The following is a 13,958-nucleotide window of genomic DNA, read 5'->3' as shown; positions in this document are numbered from 1 at the left end:
GCAAAGGCAAGCGAACAATTGCTTATGGGGAGTTAACCAGGATGAGCGCTACCGCAGCCGCGTTGCCAAGCCCGCGCCCCGACCTTGATGTCGGTCTGGGCGATGTCGGGCTATATGGATTTCTTGCCGTGCTGGTCGCGGGACTGGGGTTCGTCGGATACAGCATTTATGCCGATGCGACGGCGGCCGGGGTGCAGGCCATCACGCTCCTGCCGTTTCTGCTGCTGTTCGTCGCCTTGTTGATCGCGCTTGGCTTTGAATTCGTGAACGGGTTTCACGATACCGCCAACGCGGTGGCGACGGTGATCTATACCCATTCGCTGCCTGCCCATGTCGCTGTGGTGTGGTCAGGCTTTTTCAATTTTCTGGGCGTCATGGCTTCGACCGGCGCGGTTGCTTTCGGCATCGTCTCGCTCTTGCCGGTCGAGCTGATCCTTCAGGTCGGCAGCCAGGCCGGCTTTGCCATGGTCTTTGCGCTGTTGATCGCGGCGATCGTGTGGAACCTGGGCACCTGGTATCTCGGGCTGCCGTCGTCTTCGTCGCATACGCTGATCGGCTCGATTATCGGTGTCGGTATTGCCAACGCGCTGATGCACGGGCGCGACGGAACCGCCGGGGTCGATTGGGATCAGGCTGTCAAGATCGGCCAGGCCCTGCTGTTTTCGCCGTTGATCGGCTTTTTTGCGGCGTTGTTGCTGTTTCTCGCGGCCAAGGCGCTGGTCCGGGTGCCGGCGCTTTACAAGGAACCGGCGGGCAATGCCCCGCCGCCGTTCTGGATCCGCGCGCTGCTGATCCTGACCTGCACCGGGGTGTCCTTTGCCCATGGGTCGAACGACGGGCAAAAGGGCATGGGCCTGATCATGCTGATCCTGATCGGGATCGTGCCCACTGCTTATGCGCTGAATCGCGCGGTTCCGGCGCATTACGAAACGCAGTTTCACATCAGTTCACAAGCTGCCGAGCGTGTGTTTGCCGCCCACGCTGCGCCTGCACCGGCGATCACGGTCCCGGCTGCGCGCGCCGAAGTGACGCATTATATCGCGATGCGCCAGTTTACCCCGGCGACGATGGGCGCGCTGACCGTGCTGTCGGGCGACATCGATCATCAGGTGGCAAGCTATGGCTCGTTGACCAAAGTGCCGGCGGCCATGACGCGCAACATCCGCAACGACATGTACCTTACCGGATCGGCGCTCAAGCGACTGGGCAAGGAAAAGGCCGTGACGCTGAACCCCGCCGAGACCAAGGCGCTCGATGTCTATAAAAAGGATCTCGAAAAGGCGACGCAGTTCATTCCGACGTGGGTCAAAGTCGCGGTAGCGATTGCCCTGGGTCTGGGCACGATGATCGGGTGGAAACGGATCGTGGTCACTGTCGGCGAAAAGATCGGCAAGAGCCATCTGACTTACGCGCAGGGCGCCGTTGCCGAACTGGTGACGATGGCCACGATCAGCGCGGCCGACAATTTCGGCTTGCCGGTCTCGACGACGCACGTGCTGTCGTCAGGCGTTGCAGGGGCCATGGCGGGCAATGGATCGGGCTTGCAGATGGGCACGTTGCGCAATCTCGCGATTGCGTGGGTATTGACGCTGCCCGCGTCGATCCTGATCTCCGGCTTGCTCTATCTGGGGCTGTCGCAAGTGATCTGATCGGACCTGGGTCCGGGTGTTCAGCGCGCCAACAGGCGCGTGGCCCGGGCGAGGTCTTCGATCCGGTCAATGTCGAGCGCGGCATGGCCGGGCAGCGGCAAAGCGGGGGCGTCGCGCAACAGCGCCCCCGCGCCGCGATCGCCGGTCAGCGCACAAAGCGCGGAAAAGTGGCGGGCGCCAAACAGGGCCGGGGGCAAGGCCGTGCGCGAAGCAGTGGAATCCGATGTGCTGCTGGCCAGACGGTCGCCGTCGAACCGGGCAATCATCGTCAGGACATGCTCGGGCGGCACGAGCGGCATGTCGGCCAGCGCAATCAGCACTGCCTGCGCACCCCGTGCCTCGGCCGCCGCCACGCCCAGTGCCAGCGAGCGCGATTGCGGCGCACCGGGGGGATCGAGCAGGATCGTGTCATAGCCGGGCAGTGGCGGCGTATCGGGGCCGACGACGGCCAGATGCGCGCGAAACGCAATCGCGCGCAAAGGGTCGGCGCAATGGCGGGCGACGGGTTTTCCTGCGAGCAAGGCGGCAAGTTTGCCCCCGCCGAACCGTTCGCCGCGTCCGGCCGCAAGCAGGACCAGCGCGATGTCGGCCGCGTTCACGTGCGCAGCATGGCCCCACGCGCCACTACGGTCGGCCCCCAGACTTCGCGCCCGGCGCAGGCTTCGTAATCCTGGACGAGTTCGGCCAGGATCGACAGCGCGAGCGTGGCCGGGTGGCGCGTCGCCGGGATCAGCCCGATCGAACCGCGCAAGGCGTCGATCCGCGTTTCGGAGACGCCGAGCTTGCGCAGCCGCTCGATCCGCGCCCGGTGCGTGCGCCGACTGCCGACCGCGCCATGATAGAATGCCGCGATGTCCAGCGCCTGGGGCAGCAGGAATTCTTCCCAATCGCGGTCGTGAAACAGGAATACCACGGCGGTCCATGCGTCGCCGACGATGGCAGGCAGGCGCGTGCGCGTGACCAGCGGTAACACGCCTTCGTCAACCGCGGCGTCGTCCGTTGGCGCATAGGCGCAGACGTCAAGCCCATAGGCACGGGCCAGCCGGACCAGCGCCGCCAGGTCTTCGCCATGGCCCAGCGCAATCAGGCGCAGCCGCGGCGAGTAAGTCTGGAGATGATCGCCAAGCTGCAATGTGGCCGCCTCGCGCCGGTCAAGCCGGGCCAGTGCATCGGCCACTTCGGCAAGATCGGGGTGCGGCGTGAACAGAAGGTCGATCCCGCCGCCACAGGGCAGGCGCACGTCGATATAGGGCGATCCAATGCCATAGCGCACCGTGCGCGCACTTCCGGCATCGAGCACCTCGAGCGCTTCGGCAATGATCGCGCGCTCGATGCAACCGCCCGAAAATGAACCGACGTGGCGCCCGTCGGCGAGCACGGCCATTTGCGTTCCGATCGCCCGCGAGGAGCTGCCCTCGATCCCGATCAGCGTGACCAGCACGCCATCGATGCCGTTGCGCGCGCCCTGGTCGATCAGCCGCAAGGCATCGACGGGCTGCGCGGCGATCATTGCGCGGTTCCGGGCTTTTCGGTGATGTAAAGCTGGCGGATCGAGGCGGGCGCGTGGCACTGCTGCACCAACTGGTTGGCAAGGCGCAGGCGTTCTGCCGTCAGATTTTTGTTGGTCAGCGCCAGCTTGCGTTCGCGCGCCACTTCATCGGCGGTGAACGGGGCGGTTCCGACAGGCGCGGTGCCCTTGCCCAGCACGAACACGACATAGTTCATCATGTCGGCGAGCTCGGCATTGTCCTTGATCCGGCTGTGCGCGACATTGGGCAGGCGGATCAGATAGGCGCGCGCTTCGGGCGTACACATGAACCAGCCGACCCGACCGGCCAGTTCGGGCAAGTGCGCGGGCACGGTATCGCCGGCGACGCCATGGCAGCCGCCGCAATTCTCGACATAGTCGATCCGTGCCTGATCAGGATCGGCCATCACACTGTGGGGATCGGGGATGGCCGGGGCGGCATGGACGCCGCCCCGAGCCAGGATCAGCATCGATGCCGCGGCAACAGCGCCCAGCATCGCAGCGGTTTTGACACCCGATCGCATTTTTCCTGCAAATCTCATGACTTGCCTCAGGCTGCGCCCACCATCACCGCCGTCGAGCAGTGGTATTCCATGCTCTTGGTGCCAAAGCACCAGATGATGTCGTTGTTGAGTTGCTGCGTATAGAGCTGTGTTTCGCGATCCGACCCGTCGCAGTTGCACTTGTTGGCAAAGGATTTGCCGCAGCAGTCGCGATAGGCGATCAGATAGGCCTTGCCGTCATCGGGATTGATGCAGGTGCCGACCCACGACACCGGCGAAGGCTCGGCGCCCGGCGGGCAGCTGTGAATGCCGCCGCCCGAGCACGTGCAGAGCGACCCGTCGATCGCGCAATAGCGCCAATAGTCGCACTTGGTGTCGTCGGTCGTCTGCGCGTTGCGGGCGAAGACGGTCTTGGATTCGGGCGAGCGGTCGGGCTTGGCCGCTTCGGCACGGCTTACCGGCAAAAGCGGAAAGACCGGCGCAGCGACCAGCGCGACACCAATACGGGCGAGCATGCCGCGCCGCGAAGTCCCACCGGCAAAGCGGCGCAGAACCTTTTCACCCAGGCCGTCAGCATTGAATAGTTTCATCGTTTCCCCCGTTGTCCGGTCGGTAGGCAGGGGCCGCGATTTGCCCCGAACGATGTCGGGATGCGGCCCATGCCGGGCATGGTGGTTCAAATACGTTTCGTCGCCTGCGATCTGTCCCTCAGGCCAGCTCAGGCTTCAATCCATCGATATAGTCCTGCACCGAGCGCACGCCCATTTCATGAGCGATAACCAGGCTTTCGAGATGTTCGCGGCTGTTGACCAGGCCTTTTGACAGAATCACGCCATCGGCATCAAGCAGGATCGCATAAGGCAGCTTGCCCACCTGATAGGCCTGACCGACATCGGGACCGTTGATGAACTGGTATCCGGCGAGGCCGTGACGATCGATCATTGCCCGTTGCACGTCGGGCGTATCGTCGCCGACAAAGATCAGCTGCACGCGTTCGTCGCGGGCAAAGCTTTTGGCCATCGGGATCAGGTTCTTGCACAGCGGGCAAGAGGCCGACACGAACATCAACAGGCGCAGCACCGAGCCGGGCGCTGCCCCGCCCACGGTGACATGGGCGCCGTCGAGCGTCGTGGCCGGGATGGCGGTCGATTTGCCGCCGACAGCGGGGCCGCCGGCGGTGGTCAGGGCTCCCGCCGGTGCGACACGAATGTGCAGCACGCCGACCTGGCGCGCCAAAGCGAGCAAGGCCACGACCAGCGCCAGGATCACCACCCAGGCAAAGATCGCGGAAATGAGAAGGGCAGTCAGCATGAGAGGTCTTATCTCCGTCCGCTGGCCAGCGGCGAGGCCGCCAGCGCAGCGAGGGCATTGAACAGCAGGAAGAACAGGAACAGGCAAACCCCGGCCGCCAGCGCCAGCGCCAGATCGGCCGGCACGAAGCCTTGTGCCGGCGCGATGGCATGAACCGCGACCAGCATGGCCAGCACGACATTGCGCGCCACCAGGCCCCAGCCGAGCGGTTGACGCAGTTGCGACCGACCGCATCCGCAATCGATGTGGCTGCGTCCGCGCCGGATATTGATCGCCATGCCGAGCGCAAACGCCAGGAACAGCGCCGCCGCAGCCAACGCGACCCAATGCAGGGTGCCACCCAGGAAAACGCTGGCGATCAGCGCGAGCCCCAGACCCAGTTCGAGCGGTGGCAGGATCATCGCGACCGGCGCAACCAGCGCTTCGGGCAGCAGCCGATAATTGGCCACGACCCCCGGCACGAGTTCGCGATGGCGCAGTTTGGCCAGGCCCGCCTCGACGAACACGATCCCGGTGCCGATGGCACCTGCAAGACCGGTTTCGACGAGAATCGTGCTCATGACTATTTTACTGCCTTCGCTGCGTAGCGGTTAGTTGGGCGTTGCGGCTTAGTTGGCGAGCTGAACCAGACCCGATCCGGCGTCCTTGATGCTGTGCTTGATTTCGCCGGTGGCGGGATCGATCACTTGCGCGGTGCCAGCAAAGCCCGAGCCGGCGCCCTGGCCTTCGCCTTCAGCGACGACGATCAGCTTCGGCGACGCTTCCTGCGTGACATTCAGCACCGTGGGATGACCTTCGACCGCGATCCGCTTGACCACTTTGCGCGCGGCCAGATCGACGTCCCAGATCTCGCTCGCGCCGTCCTTGTGCGTCCAGTATTCGCCGGCATGCATCAGCACGAAGAGATGGCCTGAAGCGCGGTGCAGCGCGGTAGGCTGACCGCCGCCGGGATACCAGTTGAGATCGAGCGGCTTGGCTTCGGCCTTGCGCAGACCGGCTGCTTCCTGGAGCGAGAACGGCGCGCCGACAGTCGGCTTGGCGCCCAGCTTGGCCGTATAGACGAGCCCGGTATAGCTCATCATCACGACCTGACCTTTGGCCTTGTCATATTGCACGTTGTCGAAAATCGGGTCGGTCGTCGCGCTGAAGAACGGATCGGTGCGCGTGATGTCGACTTTGCCGCCGGTCAGGTCGATCGCCGCGAGCGAACCGTCGGAGCACAGCGCGGCAAGGCCGACGCCGGGGTTGAGAATGAGATCGGCGCAACCGGGCAGTTCGAAGCTCTTGACGAACTTGCGCTTGGCAAAGTCGACGATGTTGACCGACGAGACCGGGCTGAAATTGTAGATATAGCCGGTCTTGCCGTCATCGCTGACGATGAAGTTGTGTTCGCGTCCGCCGACCAGAATGCGCCCCGGAATGTCGATGTCACCTTCGAATTTCAGGGTGGTGCTGTCATAGACCGAAATGTAGTCCTGACGCGTGCCGTGAATGCGGCGGGTCCAGTGCGTTTCGGCCGAATAGTAATACTTGCCGTTCGGGTCGATCGCCAGATCGCCCAAAGTCGCGGTTTCGATCTGTGCCACGTACTTGCCGGTGGCGCTGTCATAGATCGCGGTGCCGGGCAGGACAAAGCCGCGCTGGACAAAGAACCAGCTCGGCTTGGGGGCGGGAATCGAATTGACAGTCGATTCTTCCGGTTCGGTCGAGACCGTGCCGGCATGGGCCGAGGCCGAAACAAGTGCGACCGCGCCAAGCGCGGTGGCGGCGGCGAAACGGAGTGCGGCGGAAAGCCGGAAATTCTGCGCGGCGGACTTCATCGTTGTTTGCCCCCTATGGACGCGGGTGACGTCGGCATGCGTCGGTGGCGGGCCGCAAGGCCCAGGATTGTGATCACAACGTTTGACGGATGTCCTATTTTAGTCAAGCCACATTTGGCGAGGCAAGGTGCCTTTGTTGTTCACATAGTGCCCGAAAGGCCATGGACCTCTTCGGAGGTGATCGTCTGGGCCAGGCGGACGAGATGGCTCGTGGCAATGCGGATGAGCGCCGGCATGCGGTCGGCCCACGGTTTGAGATGGCCCGCAAAAGGTGTCGTTCCTTCCATCGAGGCGCTGATGAAGATCGCCACGGTGCGGACGTCGTCGGCAGGCAGCGCAGGATTGAGCGCGGCGACATATTCGGCAATCACATCGTGTACGCGCTGATAAAAGGCGCGCACCCTGTCGGCAATGAACGGATTGTGATTGGCCAGAGCCCACAGTTCGGTGAACAGGCGTGTCGTGCGCATCCGGGCAATGTCTTCCAGGCATATCTCGATGACCAGTCGCAGGCGGTCCTGCGTGCTCAGGTCGGGCTGGCGGACCTGGTCGTCGAGCAATTTGTCATAGCTTTCGAAAAGATCGTCGAGCAGGACCTGGATCAGCAGTTCCTTGCGCGGGAAATGATAGCTGACATTGCCGACTTTCATCCCGCATTCGGCGGCGATCCGGCGAATGGTAAAGGCCCCGGCGCCTTCGTTGATCAGGACGCGCAAAGCCGCTTTCAAAATTGCGTCGACCGTCTCGGTGCCGCGCACATAGGTTCCTGGCCGACCGGCCTGCGCGGGCGCGTCGGGTGGGGGCGGTGCCGCCTGTGCCTGTATTTCCACGGCTTCGCCGGATTTCACGACGTAGCCGGAGGGGGCATCGCCCGCGTCATCGTCGGAACCGTGTTCGAATGCCTGCGTTTTCAAGTTTGATCCTTAAGCCGGTCGGGCCTTGACTGGTCGGGCCTTGGTCGGTCGGGCCTTGGTCGGTCGAGAGTGTGCCGCGCGCCCCGCCCGCCGCTCGCTTGTCGCGAAATGTGCGTCAAATGACGGTTCGTTGCCAGCGCAAAGTCAGGCAACGGCGCTTTTAGCGTGTGCGATCTCCTTTGTTCGGGTGCGTCGCAATAAAGCGTTTGACCAAACTCTGGACACCTGTTCAGTTTTGGCAAGTTCAATCAAGCGAATCAGTGTTGTGGCCGCAGGTCGTGCGGTGCCGCTCCGGCGATTTTGGTCGCGGGCGCGGTGCAATGGGCCGTGTGCGCAAACCGGAACGTTCATTCCATTGGCAAGGGGACAAGACTGGCATGATGGGCCCTGTTGCGGAACATGAAACCGAAACGTCTCAAGCCCCTGCCTGGGCGGTCGGCGGGCGCAGGATGCCGCGCGGGGCCAGGCTGTTGCTGGCTTCGGCGGCGCTGGTCACCGCGAGCGCGGTTGCCGGGCAGGCCGTTTCGGGCGGCGGCGCGCCTTCTGCTGCGGCAGAGACCGAAGAAGGCATTCCGGTCACCGACTCGCTGACCAGGGAAAAGTGCGGCGCCTGCCACACCGCCGATGCGAAAGGCAATCTGTCGCGGATTTCCTGGGTGCGCACGACGCCCGAAGGCTGGGATCAGGCGATCAAGCGCATGGTTCGGCTGAACGGCGCCGCGGTCACGCCCGAAGAGGCGCGGCATATCGTCCATTACCTCGGGTCGAGCCACGGGCTTGCTCCGGAAGAGGCCAAACCCGTCGCCTATTTCGCCGAAAAGCGGATGATCGACGAAACCAATATCCCCAGCGAATCGCTGCGCACCGCTTGCGCCGCGTGCCACGCCTTTGCCCAGCCGCTGTCATGGCGCCGCTCGGCGCACGAATGGAAATTGCTGCAGGATTTCCACGTCGCGCTCTATTCGCAGGCCGATGCGCAGTACCGTCGCCCGGCGACCGACGAGCCCGGCGATGTGTTTGGCCAGGTCAAGCCTGTGGCGGCCAAGCCCGGCGCAATCCCGTTGACGTCCGGCGAAGTCGCGCTGGCCTATTTGCGCAAAGTCGCGCCGCTGCATTCGCCCGAATGGGCCGCATGGAGCCAACGCGAACAGAGCCCGCATCTGGCGGGCAAATGGCTGGTTTCGGCCAGCCTGCCGGGCAAGGGTTCGTTTTTCGGAACGATGGAGGTTTCGCCCGGTGCGACGGGGGAAGCCTTTGCCACGCGCACCACGCTGGCACCGCTTTCCGGCGGCCCTGTGATCACAACAAATGGCGGCGGCGTGGTCTACGGCGGCTATTCCTGGCGCGGCAAGGCACAGACCGGCATCGCGGGCAAACCGGCCCCGGATTCGTTCGATCAACCGCTGCGCGAAGTCATGCTGTTTACGCCCGATCGCAAGAGCGCGGCGGGGCGCTGGTTCTGGGGCGAATATCAGGAATTCGGCTTTGACGTGACACTGACGCGGGCCGATGGCGCGCCGGTCATCGGCGCCATTTCGCCCGGCGGGATTCAGGCCGGGGTCAAGGGGCAGACGCTCACGATCCTGGGCGATGCGTTCCCTGCCGGGCTGACCGCGCGTGACATCGACCTTGGCCATGGCCTGGCGGTGACGAAGATCGTTTCGGCCTCGCCCGGCGAAGTGGTGGTCAGCGTCGATGCCGATGCGGGCGTGGCGGCGGGTCTGCACGATGTGACGGTGGGGTCGGCGGTGCTGAGCGCGGCGCTGCCGGTGTGGCACCGCATCGCCTATATCAAGGTCGCGCCCGAAACGGCGCTCGCCCGGCTTGGCGGGGCGGCGCATCCGGCGGGTTATGGCCAGTTCGAAGCCTGGGGCTACGATGCCGGCCCCGACGGCAAGCCTTATACTGCCGACGATGTGAAAGTCGGCGTGGTCGATGCCGATTTCAGCCTTGAGGAATTCCGTGCCACCTGGTTCGACGACGACATCGATTTCGTCGGCAAGATCAGCAAGGCCGGATTCTTTACCCCCAATCTCGACGGTCCCAATCCGCAGCGTTCGGGCAACCGCAACAATTATGGCAATGTCTGGGTGGTGGCGACGGCAAAGTCCGCGCGCGATGCCCATGGTCAGCCGCTGGTCGGCAAAGCCTATCTCGTCGTCACGGTGCCCTCGTTCAAACGGATCGATCAGCCGGAGGTGGCGCAGTGAGCGCCCCTCTGGCGCACCGCTATCGCGCGGGGGAAATGCATCGCTTTGCCGCGGCGGGGGCGGAATTCGTCTATCTGCCGTCGGCGGGGGCGATTTTTGCCTTTGACGAGGCGACGGCGGGGATTCTGGCGCGGCTGTCCGCAGGAATCGTCGCGCATGGCGATCTCGTTGCCGCGCTGGTCGAGGACGGGATGACTGCGGCCGATGCCGAGGGCCTGCTGCGCGAATTGCGGCTGGTACGGCTGATCGAGGCGGAAAACGTGGTCACGCCGGGGCCGAAAGTCGATGCGCCGCCGGCCGATTACCCGCTTCAGGCGCTGGTGCTCAATGTCACCAACCAGTGCAATCTGGCCTGCACCTACTGCTATGAATTCGGGGCCGACAAGATTTCGACCCAGACCGGCAAGCCCAAGTACATGACGCCGGAAACCGCGCGCGCCGCAGTCGATTTCCTGCTCGAAAGCGCCAAGGGGCGCGAGGCGGTGCATGTGACGTTTTTCGGCGGTGAAACGCTGATGAATTTCCGCCTGCTGAAGGATGTCGTCGGCTATGCCGATGCGCGCGCGGCGGAAACCGGGCGGCGCGTGACTTATAGCCTGACGACCAATGCCACGCTGCTGACCGATCCGATCATCGATTTCCTGAGCGAACATGCCGTCGGCGTGACGGTGTCGATCGACGGGCCGCAGGACATGCAGGATGCCCGCCGCGTCTACAAAAGCGGCAAGGGCAGCTACGATGTGATCCTGCCGCGCCTCAAGGCATTGATCGCCCGTCACACGACGCGCGCGATTACGGCGCGTGTGACGCTGAGCGCCGGGGTGACCGATGTCGTGCGCATCTATCATCATCTCAAGCACGAGATCGGCTTTCACGAAATCGGCTTTGCCCCGGTGACGACGACGGACGACGGGCATGATTTCGGGCTCAATGGCGATTCGATGGGCGCGGTGCTCGCCGGGTTTCACGCGCTGGCCGACGAATGGCTGGAATATGCCTTGCGCGGGCAGATGCACGGCTTTTCCAATGTCTCGGAAACGCTGAGCGAGCTGGTTTCGGGCACCAACAAATCGCATCCGTGCGGCGCGGGACTGGGCCTTTTGGGAGTCAGCCCGTCGGGCGACCTTTCGCCGTGCCACCGCTTTACCGATGCCGACGAGCATGTCCTCGGCCATGTCGACAGCGGGCTCGATCAGGACAAGCGCGCCGATTTCCTGACTAGCGGCCATGTCGGCGCGAAGTATGAATGCACGTCTTGCTGGGCGCGCCCGCTGTGTGCCGGGGGCTGCCATCACGAGGCCTTTGTCCGTTATGGCGATACCGGCCATGCGAACCTGCACTATTGCGACTGGATCCGCGAATGGACCGATCGCGTGCTCGACATTTATGGCACGCTTGCCGTTCGCAATCCTGATTTCCTTGACCGCTTTGCCGACCGAAAGGGCTTGTCATGAAGCACCTGAAGCCATTGAACGCCAAGGCGCGCCGGATCGAGGCCGATCTTGCCGCGCAGGATAATGCCGCGTTGGAAGAGGACGTCGTCGCGCTGCAGCAGGCGCCGCGTCCGCACGTGCCGCTCGGCTGTTCGCTGTCGTTCTCGCCGGGCTGGGAAGTCGATGCCACGGGCGGCACGGCCGGGCTGTGCCAGCCGGTCGAACGGGACATCTATGACTGCTATGTCACCTGCTTCTGGCCGGTGCAGGTGGCCGACCATGTCAATTACTCGCCCGACTGGGCCAGCAATTGCGCCGCAGCCACCAAGGACTGGCGCAATCTGGACATTGTTTTCCCCTAAGAACCTATTTTCCCTGAATTTTCTCGTTTCTCCTCGGGGGGCATGTCATGCAGTTGCGATCGCGCCTGTTGAAATCCATTCATACGCTCTCGGCGCTGATCGCCGTTCCGCTGGCGCTCGCGTCGGGCGCGGCTCACGCCGGGACCTTGCTGCTCGGCACGTATCCCGACAAGCTGTTCACGGTCGATGACACCAGCGGCGCGGTCAAGGACAAGGTCAAGCTCGATGCCGGCCTGCCGGTTTCGCTGCGGCTGAGCGATGATCACAAGAAGATCTATGCCACCACGATCACCACCAGCGGCATCGTCGTGCTCGATGCCGATACGCGCAAGATCCTCAACCAGTTCAGTCTCAACACCCCGACAGTGCGCTATCGCTTCATGGGCGGCGTGCCCGATCCGAGCGGGCGCTATTTCTACACGGTGCTGATCCGCTTCGACAAGCTGAACGACCGCTATACCGTGTCGAAACAGCAATATGCGGTGATCGATCTGGCGCAGAAAAAGATCGTCCGCACGGTCGATATGGACGCGCAGGACGATGCGCTGCCAGGCGGCTTTCGCGCCTCGCTGATGCTCTCGCCCGACGGCAAGACGCTCTATATGTTCAAGAGCAAGGTTCTGGTGATCGATACGGCCAGCCTGAAAGTGGTTGACCGCATCGATCTGCAGAAGGCTGATGCCGCAGGCTATGAAGACGTTGCGCTGGGTGGCGGGGTCGAAGGGCTGCAACTGACGCATCCCAACGAACTGGTTTCGCTGTTCACGGCGTCGGACCCTTATGTCCACAACAAGATCTTTGGCCTTGGCCGCTTTGACCTGACCGCGCGCAAGTTTACCTTTACGCCGATCGGGCCGATCACCAATCAGATCTCGGGGCTCGAAGTGACCCCCGACGGCAAGACGGCCTATACCACCGCGACCAACGGCCTGACCGGCAGCAAGCGCTGCGAATTCTGGAAATTCGATCTCACCAGCCTGAAGCTGACCGACAAGCAGGAATTCCATTGCCGCTCGCGCTATACGCTCGGCATGTCGCAGGATGGCGCCAAGCTCTATATCTACGGCGCCAGCTACGACATCGAAGTCTATGATGCGGGCACGCTGAAACACGAAAAGACCTGGGATCTGGGCGCCGACGCGACCATGGCCGGGATGCTGGCGCTGCATTGATCATGGCAGTTCCGGCTCGGTCGGGCGGCGTTGGCATTGTCGGGCGCGGAATCGGTGCCGCTACGGCGGCGCATTGCCTCTTGGGGGGGGGGATCCCGGTGGTGCCGATGGTGCCGCCGGGATTCTCGCGCGGACGTGCGCCGCTGGTCATGCTGGGCGATCAGGCGCAAGCTCTGTTGCGCGATGTCTTTGTCGGGCATGCCCCGCTGATCGCCGGGCTGGATGGGGCTCATCGGATCACGCGGCGGATCGTGCGCTGGGGCGGCGAAGACCTTCATGCGGTGCCCCATACGGGGCTGGTGATTGCGGCTGACCGATTGGGCGATGCGCTGCCCTGGCCCGATGCGGCCGAGGCCTGCCCGCGTTTCAGCCTGTCGACCGAGGCACCCTGCGGCAGTGCGCTGCTTCGCTTTGGTCGGCGCGAAGCGGCGGCGACCCCGGTCGTGCTGCGGCCCGAAGCCGATCGCCATGCCGCGCTGGTCGAAGCGATCGAGGCGGGCTGGCTATTTTGCATTCCGACGGGCGATGACACCGGCTGGCTTTTGACAGTGGGTGCCGAGCCCGATCAAGCCTTGCGCGAGAGCCGTTTGGTCGCACCGGCGCTCGCAGCAACCGGCGCGGTCTCGAACAGGTTCGAGACCGCGCCGAGAATGCTCGATGATCCGACAGCGCCCGGATGCCTGACTCTGGGCAGCGGGGCGGTAGCGTTCGATCCGATCTGCGGCGATGGCGTGGCGACGGCGGTGCGCGGGGGGATTCTTGCGGCGGCGGTTGCAGCCGGGATGGTCGACGGCAAAAATCGGGAACTGGATCACGGCGCGCTGATCGGGCATTACCGCGCCATGCTGATTGCTGCGATGCGCCGCCACCTTGCCGTTTCCTGGCCGTTCTATGCGCGCGGAGGAACGGGGCCGTGGTGGCAGGAACAGGCCGAGGCGCTGGCCGAGGGGCACGCCTGGTGTACGCGTCAGCTTGCCGCGGCGGGCGAGGCGCGCTTTGTCCTGGCCGGTAATCGGCTCGTGCCCCGGGATTGCGCAGCCTGACCCCCTCTTCGCA

14 protein-coding genes are annotated in these 13,958 nt (G+C 64.1%); 6 read left to right on the top strand and 8 right to left on the bottom strand.

Annotated features, from left to right (window positions below; all coding sequences use genetic code 11):
- The first annotated feature begins 41 nt into the window (after positions 1-41).
- Positions 42-1,649 carry an inorganic phosphate transporter gene (locus tag AQZ50_RS17445; RefSeq protein WP_067748229.1) on the top strand — a complete coding sequence of 536 codons (1,608 nt, stop codon included), beginning with the start codon at positions 42-44 and terminating at the stop codon, positions 1,647-1,649.
- A 20-nt stretch (positions 1,650-1,669) separates the two neighbouring features.
- Here AQZ50_RS17445 and AQZ50_RS17440 read toward each other — a convergent pair whose 3' ends face one another.
- The 8 genes from AQZ50_RS17440 to AQZ50_RS17405 all read right to left on the bottom strand — a co-directional run bounded on the left by AQZ50_RS17440 (position 1,670) and on the right by AQZ50_RS17405 (position 7,635).
- Positions 1,670-2,248 carry an NTP transferase domain-containing protein gene (locus AQZ50_RS17440; protein WP_067748227.1) on the bottom strand — a complete coding sequence of 193 codons (579 nt, stop codon included), beginning with the start codon at positions 2,246-2,248 and terminating at the stop codon, positions 1,670-1,672.
- Entirely contained in the window at positions 2,245-3,159 is a 915-nt protein-coding gene (locus AQZ50_RS17435; RefSeq protein ID WP_067748225.1) for an XdhC family protein, read from the bottom strand. Before AQZ50_RS17435 ends, AQZ50_RS17440 begins: the two co-directional genes overlap by 4 nt.
- On the bottom strand, positions 3,156-3,701 hold the full coding sequence (locus AQZ50_RS17430) for a cytochrome c family protein (protein WP_082703755.1): 546 nt from the start codon (positions 3,699-3,701) through the stop codon (positions 3,156-3,158). The genes AQZ50_RS17435 and AQZ50_RS17430 overlap by 4 nt, the downstream gene beginning before the upstream one ends.
- A 26-nt stretch (positions 3,702-3,727) precedes the next feature.
- Complete coding sequence (locus tag AQZ50_RS17425; protein ID WP_067748224.1) at positions 3,728-4,270, bottom strand: methylamine dehydrogenase light chain; 543 nt, start codon at positions 4,268-4,270, stop codon at positions 3,728-3,730.
- 118 nt (positions 4,271-4,388) lie between these two features.
- Positions 4,389-4,991, bottom strand: coding sequence for a thioredoxin domain-containing protein (locus AQZ50_RS17420; RefSeq protein WP_067748222.1), 603 nt, complete (start codon positions 4,989-4,991; stop codon positions 4,389-4,391).
- An 8-nt stretch (positions 4,992-4,999) separates the two neighbouring features.
- Entirely contained in the window at positions 5,000-5,551 is a 552-nt protein-coding gene (locus AQZ50_RS17415) for a MauE/DoxX family redox-associated membrane protein (RefSeq protein WP_067748220.1), read from the bottom strand.
- A gap of 48 nt (positions 5,552-5,599) precedes the next feature.
- Positions 5,600-6,811, bottom strand: coding sequence for an amine dehydrogenase large subunit (locus AQZ50_RS17410; RefSeq protein ID WP_067748218.1), 1,212 nt, complete (start codon positions 6,809-6,811; stop codon positions 5,600-5,602).
- 140 nt (positions 6,812-6,951) lie between these two features.
- Complete coding sequence (locus AQZ50_RS17405) at positions 6,952-7,635, bottom strand: TetR/AcrR family transcriptional regulator (protein ID WP_067748285.1); 684 nt, start codon at positions 7,633-7,635, stop codon at positions 6,952-6,954.
- Between the two features lie 467 nt (positions 7,636-8,102).
- Here AQZ50_RS17405 and peaA point away from each other — a divergent pair, with 467 nt between their 5' ends.
- The 5 genes from peaA to AQZ50_RS17380 are packed head-to-tail and all read left to right on the top strand — an operon-like array spanning position 8,103 to position 13,945.
- Complete coding sequence (gene peaA / locus AQZ50_RS17400) at positions 8,103-9,935, top strand: quinohemoprotein amine dehydrogenase subunit alpha (RefSeq protein WP_067748283.1); 1,833 nt, start codon at positions 8,103-8,105, stop codon at positions 9,933-9,935.
- A complete protein-coding gene (gene peaB / locus AQZ50_RS17395; RefSeq protein ID WP_067748217.1) occupies positions 9,932-11,389 on the top strand; it encodes a quinohemoprotein amine dehydrogenase maturation protein in 1,458 nt (485 codons plus the stop codon). Before peaA ends, peaB begins: the two co-directional genes overlap by 4 nt.
- Complete coding sequence (gene qhpC / locus AQZ50_RS17390) at positions 11,386-11,730, top strand: quinohemoprotein amine dehydrogenase subunit gamma (protein WP_067748215.1); 345 nt, start codon at positions 11,386-11,388, stop codon at positions 11,728-11,730. The genes peaB and qhpC overlap by 4 nt, the downstream gene beginning before the upstream one ends.
- A gap of 47 nt (positions 11,731-11,777) precedes the next feature.
- Positions 11,778-12,902 carry a YncE family protein gene (locus AQZ50_RS17385; RefSeq protein ID WP_067748213.1) on the top strand — a complete coding sequence of 375 codons (1,125 nt, stop codon included), beginning with the start codon at positions 11,778-11,780 and terminating at the stop codon, positions 12,900-12,902.
- A 2-nt stretch (positions 12,903-12,904) separates the two neighbouring features.
- Positions 12,905-13,945 carry a hypothetical protein gene (locus AQZ50_RS17380; protein ID WP_231730382.1) on the top strand — a complete coding sequence of 347 codons (1,041 nt, stop codon included), beginning with the start codon at positions 12,905-12,907 and terminating at the stop codon, positions 13,943-13,945.
- Positions 13,946-13,958 lie beyond the last annotated feature (13 nt).

It is taken from the genome of Novosphingobium sp. Fuku2-ISO-50, assembly GCF_001519055.1.
GTDB lineage: Bacteria > Pseudomonadota > Alphaproteobacteria > Sphingomonadales > Sphingomonadaceae > Novosphingobium.
This window is presented reverse-complemented; position numbering and strand designations above follow the sequence as displayed.